The following is a 22,423-nucleotide window of genomic DNA, read 5'->3' as shown; positions in this document are numbered from 1 at the left end:
CATTTATGAGTAACAAAATCCCTTTATCTTTTTTAGATCTTGCGCCTGTACCTCAAGGCAAAACCATCGCTGAAGGCATCGCCCAAACGGTCGAAACCGCGCAGCAAGCAGAAAAATCAGGCTTAAACCGCTACTGGATGGCAGAGCATCACAATATGCCCGGTATTGCCAGTGCAGCTACTTCAGTACTACTATCGCATATTGGTAGTCAAACCGACCGTATCCGTATTGGTGCTGGCGGCGTTATGCTGCCGAACCATGCCCCTCTCGTGATTGCTGAGCAGTTTGGTACTTTGCAGGCATTATATGGTGACCGTGTAGACTTAGGTCTAGGCCGTGCACCTGGTACTGATGGTGCGACGTTTCAGGCACTTCGTCGACAAATGAAAGATGCAGAACGCTTTCCACAAGATGTGCAAGAGCTGATGTATTTCCTAGGTAATGATACAGATGGCAGTCCTGTACAGGCATTCCCTGGTGCAAAATCAGGCATACCGATTTGGATATTAGGCTCTTCTCTATTTGGTGCGACTTTGGCTGCACATTTAGGACTGCCTTATGTGTTTGCTTCTCACTTTGCCCCACAAATGCTTGGGCAAGCAATTGAGGCTTACCGTGAACAGTTCAAACCGTCTGTCTATCTAGATAAGCCTTATGTCATGTTGGCTGCAAACTTGTTATTGGCTGATGATGATGCGACCGCTCAATATCACTTTACCTCAGCACAGCAGAGCTTTGTACGTCTGCGTCGTGGCGAAACAGGTCAAATGCCTAAGCCTACTCACGACATGGACAGTATCTGGAGTCAAGCAGAGAAAATGATGGTAGATAACGCATTGTCAGTATCATTCATTGGCTCTGTTGACACGGTCAAACCAAGACTCGCTGCGTTTTTGGCAACCTATCAGCCAGATGAGCTGATTGTGACGGCCAATATATATGACCAAGCTGCCCGTATCCGTTCACTTGAACTTACACCGGAGCTAAACTTATTTACTTTACAATGAAATGAGACACTTGCATAATTATTGATGAACCTTAACTGGATTTTTGACATGGAAGCAACTCCCATTATCGGTGCATCGCTCATGATTGGCTCATCAATATTTATGTATATCATTGCCTTTCTTGCAGTTATGGCTATCGGTGGTTATTTGACCTACCGTACTAGCCCAAAGCGCAAGCAGCGCCGTGAAGACAAGCGTAATAGTGAACGCTAGATTAATACAAAAAGCCCTCTTTTCTTATTTGAAAAGAGGGCTTTTTTAAGGCTATCAAAGTTAGATAAAGCGAAAGTACTTACTTATTTAAAAAATAGTACAAAATCTGCATTACATCAATCCAAGCGCACGTAACGTCGCTGCCCCAATCGCCATACCGAACATGCCGACAACAGTGGTAAATGCCAAAATATTAGCCGCCAATACATCATTGCCACCCATTGCTTTTGCCATGACATAGCTGGCTGCAGCTGTTGGTGATGCCACCATCAAAAACAACACCCCCATATGCACCCCTGACAACCCGAACCCGAGCCCAACAGCGATAGCAATCAATGGTGCAATGACAATTCGCCCAATGCTTGCTTGCATGGATAAGCCAGAAGGATGCAACATAGACTTTAGGTTAATACTAGCACCTGCACAGATTAGTGCTAGCGGCAGAGCCACCGCTGCTAATAAGTCGCCAGTGGTATGAATCACCCCAGTAAGCGGTGGTAATGGTAGTGCTTTGTAGACGAATGCGCCAACCAATGCCAAAATTAGAGGATTGGTCAGTAACTTTTTCACAATCATTGTACCGCGACTAATCCATGTGTCATCCACGCTTTTGGATACGCGGCTCAAGGTAATGACCGCCAAAATATTAAACAGTATCGTCACCACGCCCATATAGACAGCACCGATACTTAATCCTTGTGCGCCGTAAGCGTTGGCCACGGTTGCAAGGCCAATGATGGCCATGTTGCTACGGAATACGCCTTGTACAAACACGCCTTGGTCTTCAGGACGCTTGACGAAGCGTTTGGCGTAAAACTCTGCGCCAATAAATAATATAAACGTCACCAAGATACCAACAAGGATAAGCGTAATTTGCTTACCATAATCGACGTCGCTATCAACCACGCTAAAAAACAATAAGCACGGCAAGCAATAATTAAAGACAAAACTTGATGCCTGATCGATAAAAGTTTGGCTTGCTTCACCACGTCGTTGCATAAAAAAACCCAACCACATTAAGGCAAGGTTGGGTAAGACAATAGTAATAGCAAAAACAATAGCATCAATCATAAGTAGACTCAGTTCGGTGACAAGCCCATGAATATATGGACATCAGCGAGACAAATTAACAAGTATTAAGAAAATTTACTGACCTAGTATAGAGACAAAGTAGTAAGTAGGACAAGGTTACATGTGACTTTCTTTTAAAACTGACAGTTTTTTTGATAAACAAAAGCCCGTAACGAAATGTCGTTACGGGCTTTTTATACTATAAGTGCTTTATTATAAAAGGCTTTATTGCATAGCTATTATGAATCCAATGCCGCTTTTGCTTTTTTATGCTTTTTAACCGTCATTGCCAACAACTGAATGGCAGCAGGGGTTACACCGCTTACGCGTCCCGCTTGGGCTAGCGTCGCAGGACGAACTTGCGTAAGTTTTTGTACTATCTCATTTGATAGACCTGACACGATACTATAATCAAAGTCTAACGGTAGCGCCGTATTTTCTAGTCGCTTCATTTGATCGATATCTTCTTGTTGACGATCGATATAGCCGGCATATTTGACAGAAATCTCTATCTGCTCACCCACTTGTGCATCGACAGTTGAGTCAGTGATAGCCGCAATATCAGCAAAATGTATTTGCGGACGCTTTAGCAAATCGAAGGCAGTCGACTCTTTAGACAGCACTTCACCTGTTTGCTCAGTCACTTGCTTACCTAATGCATTAGCAGGCGTGGCCCACATATCTTTTAGGCGTGAAGTTTCTGTCGCAATGGCTTCCATTTTCTCTTGATAGGCTTGCCAGCGTACATCGTCTACCAGACCTAGCTTACGACCAGTCTCAGTCAAACGCTGATCGGCATTGTCTTCACGTAGCAATAAACGATATTCTGCACGGCTTGTAAACATACGATACGGCTCGGTAGTACCGTGGGTAATCAAGTCATCGACAAGCACACCGAGATACGCTTCATCGCGGCGCGGTGTCCATGTGTCAAACTCGCTATTATTAGTAGTGACCAATGCCGCATTGGTACCGGCAAGCAAACCTTGTACGCCTGCTTCTTCATAGCCCGTCGTACCATTAATTTGACCAGCAAAGTACAGACGATCGATAGACTTGGTCTCTAGCGTTGGCTTGAGGTTTTGTGGATCAAAGTAATCATACTCAATCGCATAACCTGGACGAGTAATATGGGCATTTTCTAAGCCTTTCATACTATGAATGAAGTCTAACTGCACATCGAATGGCAAACTGGTCGAGATACCATTTGGATATAGCTCATGCGTGGTCAGACCTTCTGGCTCGATGAAAATCTGATGGCTGTCTTTATCCGCAAAACGATGGATTTTGTCTTCAATCGATGGGCAATAACGTGGGCCCACGCCTTCGATTTTGCCAGAGAACATTGGTGAACGGTCAAGGTTTTCACGAATAATGTCATGAGTACGCGCATTGGTATGCGTGATATAGCAGTTAACTTGCTCAGGGTGCATAGAGACATCACCCATATAGCTCATCACTGGCAATGGCGTATCACCCGGCTGTACCGTCATTACACTGAAATCAACACTACGCGCATCGATACGAGCTGGCGTACCTGTCTTTAGACGACCAACTGGCAGCTTAAGCTCACGTAAACGATCTGCCAATTTGATAGAAGGCTGATCCCCTGCGCGGCCACCCTTTGAGTTCTCTAAACCAATATGGATAACGCCGCCCAAGAAAGTTCCTGAAGTCAATACCACTGTTTCGGTCTTAAAGACAATACCTGTAGAAGTAACGACTGCCGTCGCACGACCGTTTTCAACCAAGATATCATCAGCAGCTTGCTGGAATATATCTAGGTTTGGCTGATTCTCTAGCGTATGACGGATAGCTGCTTTATATAAGATACGATCTGCTTGCGCGCGCGTGGCACGAACGGCAGCTCCTTTGCGGCTGTTTAGTACACGAAACTGGATACCAGCCTTGTCCGTGGCCAATGCCATTGCACCGCCCAACGCATCAATCTCACGCACCAGATGCGATTTACCGATACCGCCAATCGCAGGGTTACAGCTCATCTGCCCGAGCGTCTCAATATTATGCGTCAACAATAAGGTCTGTGCGCCCATACGTGCAGCCGCCAGAGCAGCTTCTGTACCAGCATGACCACCGCCGATCACTATCACGTCGTAATGTTTTGGGTATTGCATGTGTGCCTCACTTGACTCATAACGCTACTGATTACCATATCTTATGTTCAAATAAGAAAACAGTCAGCAAATAAACGTCAGTCGAATTTATAAGAAGATAACGACTCAGATAAGTCGTTCATAATTGGTTAGGGCGTGTTCTTATTTTGAAAATGGTGATAAAAATGAGGTAAATTGCAGTCAAACAAGGAAAGTAGCGCAGATAATATCAGGATATTAACCAGCTATTTGACATAGTTTGGCAATATTTAACCATTTTTAGCCCATTCAGATGCTTTTGTTCAGATTAAGGACACGCCCTGAATAACCCATAATTATAACAATTTTTTGATACTTAAAAAACGTTAGAACAAAAACTATTAAAATTAAGCAAAAAGTTCTCTACTCTGGTTACTGTTTTGCTAGTTATTGCCTTACTAGGGCGTGTTTTCATTTCAAAAATGGTGGTAAAAATGAGATAAATTGCCGTCAAACAAGAAAAATAGCGCAGATAATATCGGGATATTAAGCAGCTATTTGACGATGTTTGGCAAGATTTAGCCATTTTTAGCCCATTTAGATGACTATCGGGTGAATTGAAGACACGCCCTAGTTACTGTTTTAATCATCATTTTGGTTATTATTGCCAGGGCTAAGCGGTACGATCTGATCTGACTGCCCACTAGACAGCATATGATGGCTACCATACCCCTCTGGATTGATCTGTAGATAAGCGTTCATTTGACCAATCGCCTCACCATCATCACTGGCCAAGATCTGCTCTTTGATAAGCTCAACTGGCGGTAATGGTAAGTTTTTGAGCAATGCTAAACGCTGATGGTTATCACCTTTGTTTACTACCAACTCGATAAGCTGACGAGCATCAATTGGCAAATCTGGTGTGTTCTGTGCCAACAGCGCCAAATGATAAGCACCTGCAGGATCTTGGTCTACAACGATGCGCTGCTCGATAGCGACATATGTCGCTTCAGTTGCACCGCCTGCCACACTAAGCTGATGAATACACTTGAGTGCTGAGTATGACTCATTATTAGCAATCTCAATAATGCGTGTCGATTCATTTTTCAAACGTTCACGGCGCTTTTCAATAGCCGCCTGCTCAGCCGCTTCTCTTTGCTCGTTTAACTGTTCGCTGGTTTGGTTATTCATAAAGCTCTCTTACTCATCTGATAATTATTATTTATATCGCTGGTATCTTGGACACTATATGGGGGTAAATCCTATAAAAACAACGAAGCCTAATGACATAGGCGCGTGAAAATACTAATGGGGACAAGAATAGATACGCTACTAACGACATTAATAGCGACAATAAAAAAAACCCAAATAGCCATCACATGACTATCTGGGTTTGCTGTGCTCGTATCTTACAAAGGCTAATTGGACATTAAAGACATCCAATTAACACTTTTAAGTATTAAGCAGCAGGGCTGTTTGCTTCAACCAATGGCTTTAGCTCGCCTGATTGATACATTTGTAAGATGATGTCTGATCCACCCATCAACTCACCATCAATCCATAATTGCGGGAACGTTGGCCAATTCGCGATTTTTGGCAACGTTGCACGAATTTCTGGATTTTCTAAAATGTTTACAAAAGCAAATGGACGACCGATCTGAGTCAACACTTCGATAGAGCGCGCTGAAAAGCCACACTGTGGAAATTGTGGTGTGCCTTTCATGTAGATAATAACTTTATTGTCACGGATTTGATCACGGATCAATTGTTCAACGTCGTTTGCAGCAGTGTTTGGGGTTTGCTCACTCATAAAAGCTCCTATTGATAAAGCGGTTCATTAAAATGATTATTTATATAAAATAAATGTATAAAGACGTGGCTGATACATGGGGCGACTGCCGCTGTATTACAAGCACGAATTTCTATCTATATAGGTTCGATAGCATTAGGGACTAATAATACCACGGCATTGGCCATGATGCCCTCTTGACGACCCGTAAATCCCAATTTTTCAGTCGTGGTGGCTTTTACACTGATATTGCTAATATTCGTTTGCAGGTCACTAGCGATATTAGCGCGCATGGCTAGATTATGCGGCGCTAACTTTGGACGCTCACACATCACCGTAATATCAGCGTTGCCTAGGCTATAACCAGCCTCTTGCACTTTACTATAAACATAACGCAGCAATACTCGTGAATCCAATCCAGCATGTGCCGCATCGGTATCGGGAAAATGCTGCCCGATATCGCCAAGTGCTAAAGCACCAAGAAGCGCATCAGCAAGTGCGTGCAAGACCACATCCCCATCAGAGTGTGCGAGCAAACTGTGAGTATGCTCAATAGGCACGCCCGCTAGAATGACATATTGTGGCTGCTGACCATTATTATGAAAAGCATGAACGTCGATACCTTGACCAATTTTTATCATTATTATTCCAAGATGAGTTAAAGGTGATTAAAATAATTCAAAACCACTATCTGAATTTTCAAAGTGGTTTTACTAGTAGCCAGACACCATCGGTCGCCACCAGTTTCAATTAACTGGTATAATATGACGTTTATTTTATCATAATACCAGATCCAAAAGACAAGCTGACGTTGTTGTGCTGAGACTACGTATTGTAGTGATTGCATAACACTTGGCGTCGGCATGTACTTTGGATAACGTATAAATAGTTGAGCCGTTTTATGTCAGCCATACAAAATACCTCAAGCACAACCGTTTCTGAGTCTTTTAATGCTCATCGCCCTTTAACACTTGCTGATGTCGAAAATCCTAGCACCAAGCATGTGATTGTCGGTATGTCAGGTGGGGTCGATTCTTCTGTATCAGCCGTATTACTTCAACAGGCAGGCTTCAAGGTCGAAGGCTTGTTTATGAAGAACTGGGAAGAAGATGACGGCACCGAATACTGTACGGCAATGGATGATCTAGCAGACGCGCAAGCCGTGTGCGACAAAATCGGTATGAAGCTGCACACGGCCAACTTTGCTATGGAATATTGGGATCGCGTATTCGAGCACTTTTTGGCAGAATATAAAGCAGGACGCACCCCAAACCCTGATATCTTGTGCAATAAAGAAATTAAGTTTAAGGCGTTTTTGGACTATGCGTTGACGCTTGGTGCAGATTATATCGCGACAGGTCACTATACGCGCCGCAGTGTGAATTATACCAATGCCGAAGGTGACGAGGTTGCACAGTTATTGCGCGGTCTTGATAATAATAAAGATCAAAGCTATTTCTTGCATGCGGTTGGCGGTGACAAAGTCGCCAAAACGCTATTCCCAGTTGGTGAGCTTGAAAAGCCAGTGGTACGTCAGATCGCTGAAGAGCATGACTTAGCGACGGCTAAAAAGAAAGACTCTACAGGTATTTGCTTTATTGGTGAGCGCCGCTTTAAAGACTTCTTACAACAGTACTTACCTGCCCAAAAAGGCGAGATACTTACTGATGATAATAAAGTCATCGGTACTCATGATGGCCTCATGTATTACACACTGGGTCAACGTGGCGGCATCGGCATTGGCGGGGTTAAAGACCGTCCTGAAGAACCGTGGTTTGTATTGGCAAAAGATTTAGAGAAAAATCGTTTAATCGTCGGTCAAGGGCATGAACACCCGATGCTAATGAGTAACGAGCTAAAAGCCTATAAGCTCGATTGGATTGATGGTTTACCACCTGCGGATGTGTTTAGCGCCGAAGGTCTAGCCTGTATGGAAAAGTCTCGCTATCGTCAGCCAGATCAAGCGTGTCGCGTATTTGCGACCAATGCTGATGGCAGCGAAGTGCGTGTCATATTTGATGAGCCACAGCGCGCCGTCACCCCTGGTCAGTCAGCAGTATTTTATATCGATGAAGTATGTCTGGGCGGCGGCGTGATTGAATCTATCGATGCACCTTGCGGATTTTAATTACTTCTTAAGACCCAACTTAAAGCACAGATGTTGATGCAGTGAATAACATAATTTTAACGAGGGTCAACATCGCTTTATTTGCATAGACCGCTTTTTTAATATCATATTTCTGCTATATTACGCGCAACGATTTCGACGTCGTTTATTATATGGTAATTTTTTATCTAGACTCTTGCAGTTTTTTATTTCATAACTACTGAGGCATAACCATGACCCCACTTACCGCTCTCTCTCCAATTGATGGCCGTTACGCATCAAAGGCTGACAGTTTACGTCCTTATTTATCTGAATTTGGTCTAATCAAAGCCCGCGTTACGGTAGAGATTCGCTGGTTGCAGTCTTTAGCTGACAACAGCGCAATTGGTGAATTAGCAGCATTTGATGACCAGACCAACGCTTTTTTGAATGCAATCGTTGATGACTTTAGCGAAGCAGATGCTCAAGCTATCAAAGACATCGAAGCGACGACCAATCATGATGTAAAAGCGGTTGAGTACTTTATCAAAGACAAGTTCCGTGGTCAGGATGCCTTGATTGACTCACTTGAGTTTATTCACTTTGCCTGTACCAGTGAAGACATCAATAACCTATCGTATGCATTGATGCTCAAAGACAGCCGCGAGCTAGTCGTTGCGAAAATGCAGCAAGTGACTGATAGCATCGTTGATCTATCTATTGCTCATGCTGATCAGCCAATGCTATCACGCACTCATGGTCAGACAGCCAGTCCAACGACATTGGGTAAAGAGATGGCAAACGTGGCCTACCGCCTAGCCCGTCAAATCAAGCAAATCAATCAAGTAGAGCTATTAGGTAAAATCAACGGCGCAGTCGGTAACTATAATGCGCATTTTTCAGCGTACCCTGATGTCGACTGGCAGAGCCATGCTGAAGCGTTTATTAATCAGCGTTTAGAGCTAACATTTAACCCTTACACCACTCAAATTGAGCCACACGACTATATCGCTGAATTGTTTGATGCCGTTAAGCGCTTCAATACAATCCTGATCGATTTCAACCGTGATATTTGGCAATATATTAGCTTAGGCTATTTTAAACAGCGCCTAAAAGACGGTGAAGTTGGCTCTTCTACCATGCCGCATAAAGTTAATCCAATTGACTTTGAAAACTCTGAAGGTAACTTAGGCGTTGCCAATGCGATGCTAGCCCATTTGGGTGAGAAGCTGCCTATCTCACGTATGCAGCGTGACCTATCGGACTCAACTGTATTGCGTAATATCGGTGTTGGTCTAGCACAGAGCATGATTGCGTTTGATGCTTGTCTAAAAGGCGTGGGTAAACTTGAGCTAAATGCACAGCGTTTAAATGATGATTTGAATCAAGCGCAAGAAGTGTTGGCAGAGCCAATTCAAACGGTCATGCGTCGCTACCGTGTTGAAAACCCGTATGAAAAACTAAAAGCCTTGACTCGTGGTAATGCCATGACTCGTGAAGCCATGCTAACTTTCGTCGAAAGTGATGAGCTATCGGCAGTTAGTGATGCGGACAAAGAACGTCTACGTGCATTGATGCCTGCTACTTATATCGGTAATGCCGCTGAGCAAGCACGCGCTATTAAAGAATGGATTGCCAAGCTTTAATAACTGATAAGAGCATACTGATAATAAGATCAGACTGAAAAGGTAGGAGCACCTAGTATTATCTACTCGCTCCTATCTTGCTAGCATTTTTATCTTATTCAGTTGTTATCTTAATAGCTATTATCTGGATTAATAGTAGCCTTACTTTGAACGCTATGATTGGTTTTGATTCAATTGCTTTTGAGTCAAAACCCATAGTCGATAAGTAAGGTTTTATTTTTTATCATCATCGTCATCACTGTCGCCCGGTATGATAGCTTTACCCACAGCAACAGTTCCTTTAACCACGCCTTTGGTAGTTTTATAAGCGATTTTTGCGGGTACTGTGACGATTTTATGGACACAGGCTTGTAGCAAAAACACGCTAGCGATGATGACAACAAAATGCAGCTTTTTCATAACGTTCCTACGATTGAGTGGATGCTCTGCTGACAGCTATTGTTTTGATAATCGTTATTGCTTATATGTGCTATATAAACGTCACCAAAATAATAGACATCAAATAGATGACAATCTTAAACTATTAAAACCTTCCTATAAAGCATCCCTTATTATTAATCTTGTACACCGCCAAAATATGGATTTATCAATGACTTCTATTCCTCTTTGTTTACCCGACTCTATCACGCCTGAGCAATTCTTATCTGAATACTGGCAAAAGAAGCCACTGCTTATCAAGCAAGGGTTGCCACAGCTAGTTAATATGTTTGAGCCAGATGACATGATTGGTCTTGCGCTTGAAGAAGATGCTAGTGCAAGACTGCTGACCCAAGCAGCCAGTAAAAAAGAAGGTCAGGCACAGTGGCAACTCAAAAAAAGCCCATTGAATGAGACTGATTTTGAAAATCTACCAGAGCAATGGACCGTATTAGTACAGAATCTTGAACAATGGTCTCCAGAGCTTGGCCAATTGTGGCAAGCGTTTGACTTTATTCCGCAATGGCAGCGCGATGACATCATGGTATCTTACGCACCAGCAGGTGGTTCGGTTGGTAAGCATTATGACGACTACGATGTATTTTTGGCACAAGGCTATGGCTCTAGACGTTGGCAACTAGGCAAATTCTGTGATGACCAGACAGAGTTTGTTGCTGACGAGCCTTTACGCTTGTTCGACGACATGGGCGAGCTTATTTTTGATGAAATACTAGAAGCGGGTGATGTGCTTTATGTACCGCCTAAATTATCACATTTCGGTGTGGCACAAGATGACTGTTTGACTTTCTCGTTTGGTTGCCGCCGTCCAAACCTGATGCAAATCATCGATAGCGTGGCCGATATCGCAACCAATGACAGCAAGTTATTTATCCCGATGCTACTACCGCAAGCGCTACAAGCGTCAGGTGAGTTGCAAGCAGATAGTATTGCCGCTATCAAGGCGCAATTGCTAGAGATGCTACAATCTGATCGCGGTGATGATATGATTCGCCAAGCAGTTTCTGAAGTGGTTAGTAAACGCCAATATGATGCGCTGATGCCAGAAGAGACGTTAGATACCGATGAGCTAGTGCAAGCCTTATCAGAAGGGGCGACATTGCAGGCGGACTATAGCAACCGCCTACTCTATAGCCAGACCACTGATGGCACCGTGCTGTATGCCAATGGTCAACGTATCGATGGGCTTGATGAAGCGGCGATAGCAGTACTAGTACGCTTGGCCAATGGTGAAGCATTACAACATAGCGACGTCACCAATGTTGATGCAGATGATTTGAGAGAATGGCTAGAAAACGGTTGGGTATGGGTTGATATTGCTGAATAACATCCTGTATCAAGCTTCAGTTAAATAGCATAGACAAAAAAACCGCTATCTGATAATTACTCAGATAGCGGTTTTTTCTTATACATCTTATGCAATCACTAATTTGGTAGTTATAGCGCTACCAAATACCGCTTAGCCTTTATAAAAGTTGATATAAAAGCGAAGCGGATTCGTAATTACTGCAATCCTTCTACTCTGTACCAAGCTCAAGCAAGCTCGCGTTACCACCGATTGCTGTGGTATTGATAGTCTTGACTCGCTCAGTGACAAAGCGATGCAGATAATCAGGCGTTAGCATTTCTGATAAGCCTTCCATATCAGTGACACTGATAACCTGTGTCAAAATACCGTCAGTATTGGCAAGCTCTTGACTGATGGCTTGCACTTCGCTGCGGCTACCAGAGACAGCCACTTGTGCTAGACGATCGATATATAAAAGCGTGACTGTTTGCGAATCATTAGCCACACTTAATACATCTTCGCTGATACCTGTGTCGTGCAGTATCTTAGCAGCTTCATTACACATCTCATCTTGGCTTGGGCAATGCAATATAACTTCATTACCTGTTAGGAGTGCCGCGATAAGCTGACCTAATACTGCCATGGCTCTAGCAGTTTCGCCACCGATGACCATCGTCTTACCACGACCAGTCACATACAAGTCATTGGACTCGCCTGTTGCCCCTGTCATACGATGCATCTCATCCAAGCTAGGCGCAGCGCTCAACAAATGGTTGAATAAACGCTTTGCTTTATTGGCATCACCAGTGAGCAATGCCAGTTTTGGAGTGGCTGCTTGTAGATACGTTGCGCGGTTGACTGCGCCGAGTAATCGCCAAGATTCACAAACCTGGGCATGATTTTTTTTGAATTCAGTCGCCATGTTGCTACTCCTTATGCGAGTTCTGTTTGAGTGGTAGTTTGGGTTTCGGTCGCTGTCATATGAGCAGCTGACTGTTCAGCGTTGACTGTTTCTGAGCTAAGTTGCATCAGACGCGCGACATAATGCGGGCCACCAGCTTTAGGGCCAGTACCTGATAGACCACAACCACCGAATGGCTGTACGTTTACGACCGCGCCGATTTGGTTACGGTTAATATAAGTGTTACCGACAAATGCGCGGCGCTCAATGTGCTCAACAGTATTTTCAATACGGCTATGGATACCTAACGTCAAACCAAAGCCTGTGTTGTTAATGGCATCAATCAGCTTATTCAAATCACGTGCTTGATAACGAAGTACGTGTAGAATTGGGCCAAAGTGCTCACCACCGATCACATCAATGCTCTTCACTTCAATTGCGGTTGGCAATACAAAGGTAGACTTCTCTTGACTGACGACTGAGCTTGAGCTCATCGGCGTCTGTGCCAAAATGGTAGCAGTCGGCTCAGCACTCATACGTTCGATATGCGCCTCTAAACCATGCTTAGCATCCGCATCAATTACTGGACCTACATCTGTGGCAGCATATAAAGGATTGCCTACAGACAACTCAGCCATATTACCTTGCAATAGCTCGATTAGATCATCCGCCATTTCTTCCTGTACACACAATATGCGACAAGCTGAACAACGCTGACCTGCTGAACCAAATGCTGATAGTACCGCATCTCTAACGACTTGCTCTGGCAATGCTGTTGAGTCAACGATCATTGCGTTTTGACCGCCAGTCTCAGCGATAAAGACAGGCAACTCGCCGCTGGTTTGTGCATGATCATTTAGGCTTTGGTTGATACGTTGGGCTGTTTGAGTAGAACCGGTAAATATTACCCCTGCGATATTGTCAGCAGCCGTCAAAGCACCACCTACGTCGCCTGCACCAATGACCAATTGCAATGCTTCTGCAGGTATACCCGCTTGATACATCAACTGGGCACCAAAGTGAGCTACCAAACTGGTTTGTTCAGCAGGTTTCGCTACTACGGTGTTACCTGCAGCAAGTGCAGCTACAATCTGTCCCGTATAGATAGCCAATGGGAAGTTCCATGGACTGATACAAACAAAAGTACCGCGTGCTTTATATACTTGACGAGACTGCTTGCCAGCCAAGTCTGTAAACTCATGTACGACGTCATCTAGACGCTCTGCTTCGTCAGCATAGAAACGACAGAAATCAACGGCTTCTTTGATTTCATCGATGCCATCTTGCATGGTTTTACCCGCTTCAACTTGGCATAGTGCCATTAGTTCAGCGTAGTTTTCTTCGTATAGCTCAGCAATCTTACGTAATATCTCAGCACGCTTAGCAGCTGGTACATTTTTCCATACATCTTGACCAGCAACAGCAACGTCAATCGCTTGGCGAGCCACTTCAGCGTTGGCATAAGTTACTTTACCAGCACTAACTTCGTGGTTCCAAGGCGCAAGTACAGTCTGCGTATCAAGCTGATTCGTTTGACCATCTACTTCATAGGTATCAACAGCTTTACCATTAATGATAGAGGTTGCTGACCATGTTTTGTGTAGATGGCTATCAATAGCTGATTTGAACGGCAACCATTGTGACTCTACAAAGATATTAGGGCCAAAACTTGCACGGCGTTCGCCGTAAATCTCTAACGGTAACGGGATGTCTGGATTGTGCAATGTTGCATTACCAAGCAGCTTGTCATATGGATGCACTGTTAGCTTTTCGATTGGGTAAGACTTGTCTAGCAACTGATGAACAAACGAGCTGTTGGCACCGTTCTCAAGCAAGCGGCGTACCAAGTACGGTAGCAAGTCTTTGTGTGCACCTACTGGCGCATAGATACGTACAGGAATCTCATAAGCTTGCAAAATATGATCATAAAGCGCATCACCCATGCCGTGCAGACGTTGGAATTCAAAGTCTCTATGTGCACTCATGGTCATGATTGATGAAAGTGTATGCGCATTATGCGTCGCAAACTGTGGCCAGATTAGACCGCGCAGATGGTCTGACAATAAGAAGCGCGCACAAGCAAGGTATGCAGTATCCGTACCTTCTTTACGTGTCCAAACTGGATAGCCTGATAGACCTTTTTGCTGAGCAAGTTTGATCTCAGTATCCCAGTAAGCGCCTTTTACTAGACGTACTGGTATACGATCACCGACTTCAGTAGACAAACGAGCAAGCCATGCTAATACAGCGATAGCACGTTTAGAGTACCCTTGTACAACGATACCTAAACCATCCCAGTCCGCTGTCAAATTATCACGGTACAAAGACTCAAACAGTTTTAGAGAAATCTCAAGGCGATCTGCTTCTTCAGCATCAATACTGATATCGACATTGACTTCACGTGCCGCTTCAATCAATAGCAGGCAGCGCTGACGCAATAAGCCCATTACTTGCGCTTCTTGCGTGGCTTCATAGCGAGGATGCAGTGCTGATAATTTGATAGACACTGACGGCTTTGGCATGCCTTCTTTAACTTTTACGTTGGTCGTAGCTCTGATCGCATGTAGATAGTCATTGAAGTATTTTTCCGCATCTTTATGCGTGATGGCCGCTTCACCTAACATATCAAATGAATAGGTATAGCCTCTATTACGATATGGCTGGCTGTTTTTATTGGCGTCTTCGATGGTCTCGCCCAATACAAACTGATGACCCATGATACGCATGGCTTTTTGCATCGCACTACGAATGACAGGCTCGCCCATCTTTTTAGTCATGCGATCCAAGAAACCTGATGCAGTGGTGCTGCTGTCAATACTGACAACGCGACCAGTCATCATCATGCCCCAAGTAGAGGCATTGACCATAAAGCCGTTGTCATTTTTGATGTGCTTTTTCCAGTCAGCCACACTCATTTTGTCATGAATCAATGCATCAGCCGTATAGTTGTCTGGCACACGAATCAAGGCTTCTGCCAAGCTCATTAGCAAGATACCTTCTTGGGTATCAAGGCTATACTCAAGCAATAATGAGTCAACCATCTTGACGGCTTTACCATCATTACGTACGTGCTCGACCAGTTTGCGCGTTTGCTCAGCAGCAGCATCGCGTTCTTCTATACTGGGTTTGGCAAGTGGCAATAACTCAGACAACCAACGTTCTTCATCGGCGCTATATAGCGGCGAAATACGCTTATTTAGCGCTTCTGCTGACTGGGCGAGATACTCAGGCGACAGCATATCAACAGGATTAAACAAGATCGGCTCTTGCGGGGTAAACTGGTCTACTGGGTTCATAATAACTCCATAACTATCGTTTAAAAACCATAATAAATGGTGCTTTAGGAAGTCTGATCGTCCTGTATAACTGCTCATAACCGCTATCAAAAAATAGTGGTTATTGACGGATATTCACAGCAATAATCAAAAGACCAAACGGCGCCATCACAAAACTAAAAATCCAGCATAGGCTGGAGACGGTTAAGTAGGTCGTTCGACTGTTAAACGGGCTACGTTAACAATACAAAGGCAACAACGAAAAGCTAAGCGGCATTAGTGCCTTCTTCTTGTTAGTAGTGAAAGGAGTGTGATGACCAAATATCGCCTTATTGAACCGAAAAATCGCTCTAATAATCACAAATCTGTCATCTATGGTGATGCTAATTCACTGTAAGAAAAACCTCTACGGCGTTGATTGAGGTGATGCGCTTAACTCGGCTATAATATCACGAAAGTTTTTTTCAAACTAACGAAATTTATTATTTTCATAAATTAATATATATCTAAATAACAATAACTTACAAGCACTTTATTGGCCATGACGCTTTGGTTACGTTTTTTTGTTTACTATTGCCCATAGTTTGGCATTACCCTACTTAATACTGGTATCAGAAATACTAAACATTACCCCCAAGAATACTGAGCTCAAATTAAGACGATAGGCTTATAATGCTGACAAAAAAAATCCTCCTTATCATCAGCTGGTAAGGAGGGTTTTTTGTTTAAGATGCTATTAATGTCTTACTACACTTTGCATTATAAGAAAATAATCTTGAACAACAATATAGCAGTCAAAATCCAGACAGCGATACTGATATCTGCAAACTTGCCTGCAATTGCTTTTACAGCTGTAAAGGTAATAAAACCAAGTGCGATACCGTCAGCGATAGAGTATGTAAGTGGTGTGAATAGCAATACCACGACCACTGGTGCCGCTTCTGTTAAGTCGCTCCAGTTAATGTCCTTTAGGGTACCCATCATAAGTACGGCTACATAAAAGATAGCGCCAGCCGTTGCATAAGCTGGAATCATACCTGCTAGTGGTGAGAAGAAAATACTGAATAGGAATAGCACACCTACCGTAACAGCCATTAAGCCTGTACGGCCACCTGAGGCGATACCAGAGATACTCTCAATATAGCTGGTCGTCGATGAAGTACCCAGTAAAGAACCCGCTACTGTCGCGGTTGAATCAGCGAGTAGTGCTTTGCCCATGTTCGGGATATTGCCATCTTTGTCCGTTAGCTTTGCTTGGCTAGTGGTAGCAATCAAAGTACCAGCAGTATCAAACAAATCGACAAATAAGAAAGCAAAGATAACACTGATCATGCCCACATCAAATGCACCAGCAATGTCTAACTGCATAAGCGTCGGTGCAATAGAAGGCGGTGAAGAGATGATACCTGTGAACTGCGTATAGCCCATTAATAAGCTAATCAGTGCAACCAATAAAATACCAATGGTTACCGCACCTGGGACTCTCTTATAAGACAGGCCAATGATAACAACAAAACCTAATGAAGCCATGACAGGACCAAATGACGTCATGTCACCAAGGCCAACTAGGGTTGCATCATGATTGACGATGATACCTGCGCTTTGCAATGCAATAAACGCCAAGAACGCACCAATACCAGCAACTACGCCGTTTTTGAGAGACGTTGGAATGGCATTAATGATTGCTTCACGAATCTTGAATAGACTCAATAGTACGAAGATACAACCAGACAAGAACACCGCACCTAACGCTGTCTGCCACGCGTAGCCCATACCAAGCACCACACCATAGGTAAAGAAAGCATTAAGCCCCATACCTGGTGCAAGCGCAACTGGTAGTCGGGCGTAGATACCCATGATGAAACAACCTACTGCTGCTGCTATACAGGTCGCTACAAATACGGCCCCCTTATCCATACCCGCATCGGCTAAGACGTTAGGGTTGACAAAGATAATATAGGCCATCGTCAAGAACGTGGTTATACCAGCGATGATTTCTGTTTTGATCGTGGTATTTTCACCATTAATCCCAAAATAGCGTTCAATTGCATTCATAAGTGTCGCCCCCGACTGGCTAATAAAAAGTCATCATTACCTAAAATTAAACATGACCTCAGCGAAAAAATAACGATGCCACAATAAGAATAATGTAGTAACAAAGCGTAACATATTAGACCAGTTATCTTACAAACTCAATCGTTGATAATGTCTATCTCGTACAAAATGCGATTTTGAAAGACTTCAAGACTATTGGTCAGAAAAGCCATATGAAAAGCCACATACAGCCATGTTGCCCTACGCTATTCGAAAAACTACTTTCTATTCGTCATTAAGATAATATTCGGTTTGAGTCAATAATTTTAGATGATAAGTATTTGCTCGGTCATTATTCATGTTATCCAACCAACTATCGAATGAATCAGTAGCAGCCCAACTAAATAGTCGTTTAACACATTAATAATGACCTTTCTCTCATTTAGAAGTAAACTAGGGGGTTATTATACCGATACCTAAATCGCGATACTTACTGTTGCAGCATTTTTCTAAGCACAGTTACAAATTTTTAGTGAAGAATCGTGCTGCGTGTTAAATAATAAAAAGTAAATAGTGTTTGTTTAGAGGTTGTCTGGTTCGGATATCACTATTCCAGCCAGCTGTTATCAATTATTCGTGAGTCCATTACATGCCTGAATCATTAAATATTGTCGATCTTATTACCCAAGCCAGTCTATTGGTGCAGATTGTGATGGCACTATTGTTATTAGCCTCTTTACTCAGTTGGGTTATTATTTTTCGCATGAGTGCGCGACTTGGTACAGCCAAAAACTTTGATCAACAGTTTGAGACTTGGTTTTGGTCAGGCGAAGACTTGGCCAAGCTATATCAAGGCATTCAGGGCTCTCCTGACCGTCAGGGACTTGAGCAAATTTTTTATGTAGGCTTTTCAGAATACCTAAGAATGCATAAGAAACGTCAACCTAAAGACGATATTATCGATGGTGTTGAACGCAAGCTACGTGTCGGCCTAGGTCGTCAGCAGCAATTGCTTGAGTCAGGACTGACGACGCTAGCCAGCATTGGCTCCGTTGCTCCGTATATCGGATTGTTCGGTACCGTGTGGGGTATCATGAATGCATTCTTGGGACTGTCTCAAACTGAGCAAGCTACCCTCGCCTCTGTAGCACCCGGTATTGCCGAAGCACTGATTGCTACAGCCATGGGTTTGTTTGCCGCTATCCCTGCAGTATTGGCATACAATCACTTCACAGCAAAATCGAGCCGACTATATGACTCGCGTGCCTTATTTTGTGATGAGATGACGGGCATGCTGCAGCGTGAGACAAGCGTACAAGCGCCTATTAGCAAAGAAACCCAAGTTAATGCAGGTCAGGTGACAGGGCTATGAAACCAAACCCCTACGGCCGTGAAAAAAAAGCCCTTAATGCAGAAATGAACGTCGTACCTTATATTGACGTCATGCTAGTGCTACTGGTGATATTTATGGTCACAGCGCCAATGCTGATTACAGGTGTCGATGTTGATCTGCCAAAAGAACAAACTAATACCATGAGTCAAAGCCAATTACCTGTGATTGTTTCTTTGACTGACAAGGGTGATATTTTCATCAGTTATGAAAGCAATGTCGATGTGCCAGTAAGTGAGCCTGAGCTGATTAATACATTATCTAACCTGCAGTCTCAGAGCGATAATAGTAACACTGAGCCAGTACAGGTAATGATCAATGCCGATCAAAACAATCAGTATGGTGCCATCATGACGCTCATGGCAACTTTGCAACAAGCAGGTATCGAGAAAGTTGGGTTACTGACTGGTGCGCCACTACCCACACCTTCTTTATAGTGATAAGCGTCCTTTAGTAAATGTCTTATATCATAATAGCCAATTCTAGTAGTCAATCTGACAAATCACGTTCATGAGTATCCTTACCATGCATAATGCTCCTGCCGTCTATGTACCTACCGAACCAGAAAGCAACGGGTTAACACTGCCGACGTTGCTAAGCTTACTGGCGCATGGCCTTATCATCGGCATACTGGTTTATAACTATCAAACCACTGAAGTTGAGACTGCTGGTAGTATTGAGACGGTCATGGTATCTCCTGAGCAACTTGCTGAAATGCAAGGACAAATACTGGCCAACCGTGCAGCAGCCAGCGCAATGCAGATGGATAGCAGCACTAGCGATTCGTCCAGTAGTGCTCAGCCAGAAGTGTCTGGTAGTAGCGTCAGTGCACAAAATCCAAGTCAGTCAAGCTCTCAGCGCGTGCCTGTATTTACACGATCTGAGGAGCCAGCTGGTCAACCCATACTGATGAGCGAAGACCATCAACAACGTCTGCTTGAGCAGAATCAAGAGTATGAGCGCAAAATGGCTGAGTGGGCAGCACAACTAGACGAATCAGCTATGGAAGAGCTTGACCAAGTGGATCAAAGCAAACGCGATCAGCTCATAGAAGAACAAAAAAGGCTGGGAGAGTTTCGTCAAAAGCAGAACAATCCACCAAAGATAAAACGTCCTACTGCTACTGATCGCAATATTGAGATTGATACTGCCGGCTCTGGCAATGCAGGCAAAACCTTTAGCCTGTCAGATGGGCAGTCTACTGTGTCTGGTGATACGTCAACCTCTAGTACGTCCAAGGGCAGTAGCCGCTCTGCATCTAGTGGTAGCCGTGGTGCCAGCAATAATGAAATCATTAACTTAATTAAGCGCAACTATACGCCGCCTACTGCTGCGCGAGGCTCTACTCAACGTGCCACCCTGACCATCACTGTCAATGCAAATGGCGATGTGATCAATGTGACGGCCTCTGGACCTGATAGCACGGTCAACGAAGCGGCAAGACAAGCGGTACTCAATACTGGTAGCCTCCCGATTGATGCTGATGACCCTAAATACCCGACTTTTACCATACAGTTTAAAGGCAGCAATTAATCAGTTGCTAGGTTCTTATAATATTGGTAACGTGACGTTAAGCGGCTTGTCTCGCATAGGTTGCTGCCTCATCTAGATGCTTGTCTCATTAAATAAAAAATGAATATCATACTAATTTTAGGAGCTCCATTTACTCATGCGTACCCAAAAAAAATTACTAGTCTCATTACTCGCCAGTACCTCAGCATTGCTAATATCGCAAAGCGTGCTCGCTGCACCTGTTGTACTAGAATTAGACTATGAAATTCCTGTTCAGCAAAACCAAGTCGCGTTTGTGCCGTTTGCAGGTGACTCTGTCTTATCACCGATTATATTCAATGACTTGAGTAAAACCGAGCTAAAAGTAACCAATCAAGATCTACCGCAGCAGCCGCACAGTAGTAAAGAGCTGACAGGCACATTACCCGTTTGGCAAAGCATGGGCATACCGTATCTGGTCGTCGGCAGCACGCGTACCAATCGTGGCAAAATAATCACCGATTACGAAGTCATCGATGTCAAATCTGGTCGCGTGATAGAAGGCAAGCAAAGCCTAACTGCTGACAACAATAGAGAAAGTATGCGTTACGCTGGTCATGTCATTGCAGACAAAGTGTACGAGCTGATTACTGGTATTCCAGGGGACTTCTCAGGACGCATTGCTTATATTGAAGAAACAGGAACTGGCAAGCAAAAGATCTCTCGTCTCAAAGTAATGGATGCTGATGGCGAAAACGCTAGAACCATTACTGAAGTGACAGGATCTATTTTTTCACCAGCATGGTCACCTGATGGCAACCGTATCGCCTACTCAGTACAACGTGAGAAATCATATCCTGTTATCTACGTGCAAAACGTCAGTGGCGGCGGTGCAACTGCTCTGACGCCTTTTTCAGGTAGTAACCTAAGCCCCTCGTTCTCTCCTGATGGCAGCAAGATATTATTCTCTAGCAGCTTTGAAGGTAGCGCTGATATCTATGAGATGAGTGCCAGCGGCGGTACACCTAGAAGGCTCACTAATTTACCAAGCAGTGAAGTGCAGCCAAGCTATGCACCAGACGGCAAATCTTTTGTGTTTGTCAGTGATAAAACTGGCTTTAACAAGCCGCAAGTCTATCGCTACGAGTTTGCCACAGGACAAACGACTAAAGTGTCAAACGGTGGTTATGCAACCAGCCCGCAGTTTAGCAGTGACGGTACACAAATTGCCTTTTTGAGTGGGCGCTCAGCAGCTATTATGAATAGTAATGGTGCTATCACTACCAATCTTGGCAATACAGGTATTGATGAAGCACCAAGCTTCTCACCAAACGGTAAACGCGTGGTCTACGCATCGACCCAAGGCGGCAAAGGCGTACTGACCATCAAATCTCTCAACGGTGGCGAAGCGTTTGGTAAATCAGGACAAGGTGTTATCCGCTCACCTGTATGGTCATCAAGCCCAAAATAACTGGTCGACCACTAAAGTAGCAATTTTGGTTATAGTAGAATAAATATCAAGTAAGCAAAATTGAAATGCCCCAATCATAGTCGTTATGGTTGGGGCTTTTTTTTGTTTAAAAAACAGCAATAGAGCTGCCGATAGATCTTAGTACTTATTCGTTCTCAATGGTCAGTCAGTACTCCTCGTTTTTTCGATCTACTTTTCAATGTTACCTAACCCTCCCTCTTTCGTAACAAACC

General features: G+C 43.9%; 18 protein-coding genes. 9 read left to right on the top strand and 9 right to left on the bottom strand.

All coding sequences use genetic code 11. From position 1 onward, the window contains the following. Positions 1 to 5 precede the first annotated feature (5 nt). Positions 6 to 1,007: an LLM class flavin-dependent oxidoreductase gene (locus IEE84_RS05600; protein ID WP_191115163.1), complete on the top strand. Its 1,002-nt coding sequence runs from the start codon at positions 6 to 8 to the stop codon at positions 1,005 to 1,007. 48 nt (positions 1,008 to 1,055) lie between these two features. Next, positions 1,056 to 1,220 (top strand): hypothetical protein, encoded by a 165-nt coding sequence (locus IEE84_RS05595; RefSeq protein ID WP_160021934.1) that lies wholly within the window; start codon positions 1,056 to 1,058, stop codon positions 1,218 to 1,220. A gap of 111 nt (positions 1,221 to 1,331) precedes the next feature. Here IEE84_RS05595 and IEE84_RS05590 read toward each other — a convergent pair whose 3' ends face one another. The 5 genes from IEE84_RS05590 to ispF form a co-directional block, all read right to left on the bottom strand. Further along, positions 1,332 to 2,291 carry an AEC family transporter gene (locus IEE84_RS05590; RefSeq protein ID WP_101204815.1) on the bottom strand — a complete coding sequence of 320 codons (960 nt, stop codon included), beginning with the start codon at positions 2,289 to 2,291 and terminating at the stop codon, positions 1,332 to 1,334. A gap of 239 nt (positions 2,292 to 2,530) precedes the next feature. Next, positions 2,531 to 4,426, bottom strand: a complete 1,896-nt coding sequence (gene mnmG, locus IEE84_RS05585; protein WP_179797299.1) for a tRNA uridine-5-carboxymethylaminomethyl(34) synthesis enzyme MnmG — start codon at positions 4,424 to 4,426, stop codon at positions 2,531 to 2,533. Between the two features lie 600 nt (positions 4,427 to 5,026). Continuing rightward, positions 5,027 to 5,575 (bottom strand): hypothetical protein, encoded by a 549-nt coding sequence (locus IEE84_RS05580; protein WP_191115162.1) that lies wholly within the window; start codon positions 5,573 to 5,575, stop codon positions 5,027 to 5,029. A gap of 268 nt (positions 5,576 to 5,843) precedes the next feature. Beyond that, positions 5,844 to 6,194 (bottom strand): Grx4 family monothiol glutaredoxin, encoded by a 351-nt coding sequence (gene grxD / locus IEE84_RS05575; RefSeq protein ID WP_057759647.1) that lies wholly within the window; start codon positions 6,192 to 6,194, stop codon positions 5,844 to 5,846. Between the two features lie 116 nt (positions 6,195 to 6,310). Then, positions 6,311 to 6,814 (bottom strand): 2-C-methyl-D-erythritol 2,4-cyclodiphosphate synthase, encoded by a 504-nt coding sequence (gene ispF / locus IEE84_RS05570; RefSeq protein ID WP_191115161.1) that lies wholly within the window; start codon positions 6,812 to 6,814, stop codon positions 6,311 to 6,313. Between the two features lie 374 nt (positions 6,815 to 7,188). Between ispF and mnmA the strand changes: the two genes are divergently transcribed. Together mnmA and purB are read left to right on the top strand one after the other, a co-directional pair. Then, on the top strand, positions 7,189 to 8,301 hold the full coding sequence (mnmA, locus tag IEE84_RS05565; RefSeq protein WP_267443119.1) for a tRNA 2-thiouridine(34) synthase MnmA: 1,113 nt from the start codon (positions 7,189 to 7,191) through the stop codon (positions 8,299 to 8,301). 212 nt (positions 8,302 to 8,513) lie between these two features. Next, positions 8,514 to 9,905: an adenylosuccinate lyase gene (gene purB, locus IEE84_RS05560; protein WP_191115159.1), complete on the top strand. Its 1,392-nt coding sequence runs from the start codon at positions 8,514 to 8,516 to the stop codon at positions 9,903 to 9,905. Positions 9,906 to 10,118: 213 nt separating this feature from the next. Here the strand turns inward: purB and IEE84_RS05555 are convergent, their stop codons facing one another. Continuing rightward, entirely contained in the window at positions 10,119 to 10,304 is a 186-nt protein-coding gene (locus IEE84_RS05555; protein WP_057759633.1) for an NF038104 family lipoprotein, read from the bottom strand. Between the two features lie 190 nt (positions 10,305 to 10,494). Between IEE84_RS05555 and IEE84_RS05550 the strand changes: the two genes are divergently transcribed. Beyond that, positions 10,495 to 11,667, top strand: a complete 1,173-nt coding sequence (locus IEE84_RS05550; protein ID WP_191115158.1) for a cupin domain-containing protein — start codon at positions 10,495 to 10,497, stop codon at positions 11,665 to 11,667. Positions 11,668 to 11,857: 190 nt separating this feature from the next. Here the strand turns inward: IEE84_RS05550 and IEE84_RS05545 are convergent, their stop codons facing one another. The 3 genes from IEE84_RS05545 to IEE84_RS05535 form a co-directional block, all read right to left on the bottom strand. After that, a complete protein-coding gene (locus IEE84_RS05545) occupies positions 11,858 to 12,550 on the bottom strand; it encodes a 1-pyrroline-5-carboxylate dehydrogenase (RefSeq protein WP_191115157.1) in 693 nt (230 codons plus the stop codon). An 11-nt stretch (positions 12,551 to 12,561) separates the two neighbouring features. Further along, positions 12,562 to 15,825 (bottom strand): bifunctional proline dehydrogenase/L-glutamate gamma-semialdehyde dehydrogenase PutA, encoded by a 3,264-nt coding sequence (putA, locus tag IEE84_RS05540; RefSeq protein WP_191115156.1) that lies wholly within the window; start codon positions 15,823 to 15,825, stop codon positions 12,562 to 12,564. A gap of 738 nt (positions 15,826 to 16,563) precedes the next feature. Next, complete coding sequence (locus IEE84_RS05535) at positions 16,564 to 17,859, bottom strand: NCS2 family permease (RefSeq protein ID WP_101204806.1); 1,296 nt, start codon at positions 17,857 to 17,859, stop codon at positions 16,564 to 16,566. Between the two features lie 628 nt (positions 17,860 to 18,487). Here IEE84_RS05535 and tolQ point away from each other — a divergent pair. The 4 genes from tolQ to IEE84_RS05515 all read left to right on the top strand — a co-directional run bounded on the left by tolQ (position 18,488) and on the right by IEE84_RS05515 (position 22,190). Continuing rightward, positions 18,488 to 19,210 carry a protein TolQ gene (gene tolQ / locus IEE84_RS05530; protein ID WP_057759620.1) on the top strand — a complete coding sequence of 241 codons (723 nt, stop codon included), beginning with the start codon at positions 18,488 to 18,490 and terminating at the stop codon, positions 19,208 to 19,210. Further along, positions 19,207 to 19,665: a protein TolR gene (tolR, locus tag IEE84_RS05525; RefSeq protein WP_191115155.1), complete on the top strand. Its 459-nt coding sequence runs from the start codon at positions 19,207 to 19,209 to the stop codon at positions 19,663 to 19,665. The genes tolQ and tolR overlap by 4 nt, the downstream gene beginning before the upstream one ends. Before the next feature lie 73 nt (positions 19,666 to 19,738). After that, the gene (locus IEE84_RS05520) at positions 19,739 to 20,761 is read left to right on the top strand and encodes a cell envelope integrity TolA family protein (RefSeq protein ID WP_224737919.1); all 1,023 of its coding nucleotides are present in this window, start codon (positions 19,739 to 19,741) and stop codon (positions 20,759 to 20,761) included. 136 nt (positions 20,762 to 20,897) lie between these two features. Next, positions 20,898 to 22,190, top strand: coding sequence for a PD40 domain-containing protein (locus IEE84_RS05515; RefSeq protein ID WP_191115154.1), 1,293 nt, complete (start codon positions 20,898 to 20,900; stop codon positions 22,188 to 22,190). Positions 22,191 to 22,423: the final 233 nt, after the last annotated feature.

Source organism: Psychrobacter sp. 28M-43, from assembly GCF_014770435.1.
GTDB lineage: Bacteria > Pseudomonadota > Gammaproteobacteria > Pseudomonadales > Moraxellaceae > Psychrobacter.
The sequence above is the reverse complement of the archived record's forward strand: the minus strand, read 5'-3'. Positions and strand labels throughout refer to the sequence as shown.

Excerpts from the sequence above, each read along its gene's own strand:
- IEE84_RS05600 (WP_191115163.1), top strand. The coding sequence starts at position 6 with ATGAGTAACAAAATCCCTTTATCTTTTTTAGATCTTGCGCCTGTACCT.
- IEE84_RS05595 (WP_160021934.1), top strand. The coding sequence starts at position 1,056 with ATGGAAGCAACTCCCATTATCGGTGCATCGCTCATGATTGGCTCATCA.
- IEE84_RS05590 (WP_101204815.1), bottom strand. The coding sequence starts at position 2,291 with ATGATTGATGCTATTGTTTTTGCTATTACTATTGTCTTACCCAACCTT.
- mnmG (WP_179797299.1), bottom strand. The coding sequence starts at position 4,426 with ATGCAATACCCAAAACATTACGACGTGATAGTGATCGGCGGTGGTCAT.
- IEE84_RS05580 (WP_191115162.1), bottom strand. The coding sequence starts at position 5,575 with ATGAATAACCAAACCAGCGAACAGTTAAACGAGCAAAGAGAAGCGGCT.
- grxD (WP_057759647.1), bottom strand. The coding sequence starts at position 6,194 with ATGAGTGAGCAAACCCCAAACACTGCTGCAAACGACGTTGAACAATTG.
- ispF (WP_191115161.1), bottom strand. The coding sequence starts at position 6,814 with ATGATAAAAATTGGTCAAGGTATCGACGTTCATGCTTTTCATAATAAT.
- mnmA (WP_267443119.1), top strand. The coding sequence starts at position 7,189 with ATGTCAGGTGGGGTCGATTCTTCTGTATCAGCCGTATTACTTCAACAG.
- purB (WP_191115159.1), top strand. The coding sequence starts at position 8,514 with ATGACCCCACTTACCGCTCTCTCTCCAATTGATGGCCGTTACGCATCA.
- IEE84_RS05555 (WP_057759633.1), bottom strand. The coding sequence starts at position 10,304 with ATGAAAAAGCTGCATTTTGTTGTCATCATCGCTAGCGTGTTTTTGCTA.
- IEE84_RS05550 (WP_191115158.1), top strand. The coding sequence starts at position 10,495 with ATGACTTCTATTCCTCTTTGTTTACCCGACTCTATCACGCCTGAGCAA.
- IEE84_RS05545 (WP_191115157.1), bottom strand. The coding sequence starts at position 12,550 with ATGGCGACTGAATTCAAAAAAAATCATGCCCAGGTTTGTGAATCTTGG.
- putA (WP_191115156.1), bottom strand. The coding sequence starts at position 15,825 with ATGAACCCAGTAGACCAGTTTACCCCGCAAGAGCCGATCTTGTTTAAT.
- IEE84_RS05535 (WP_101204806.1), bottom strand. The coding sequence starts at position 17,859 with ATGAATGCAATTGAACGCTATTTTGGGATTAATGGTGAAAATACCACG.
- tolQ (WP_057759620.1), top strand. The coding sequence starts at position 18,488 with ATGCCTGAATCATTAAATATTGTCGATCTTATTACCCAAGCCAGTCTA.
- tolR (WP_191115155.1), top strand. The coding sequence starts at position 19,207 with ATGAAACCAAACCCCTACGGCCGTGAAAAAAAAGCCCTTAATGCAGAA.
- IEE84_RS05520 (WP_224737919.1), top strand. The coding sequence starts at position 19,739 with ATGAGTATCCTTACCATGCATAATGCTCCTGCCGTCTATGTACCTACC.
- IEE84_RS05515 (WP_191115154.1), top strand. The coding sequence starts at position 20,898 with ATGCGTACCCAAAAAAAATTACTAGTCTCATTACTCGCCAGTACCTCA.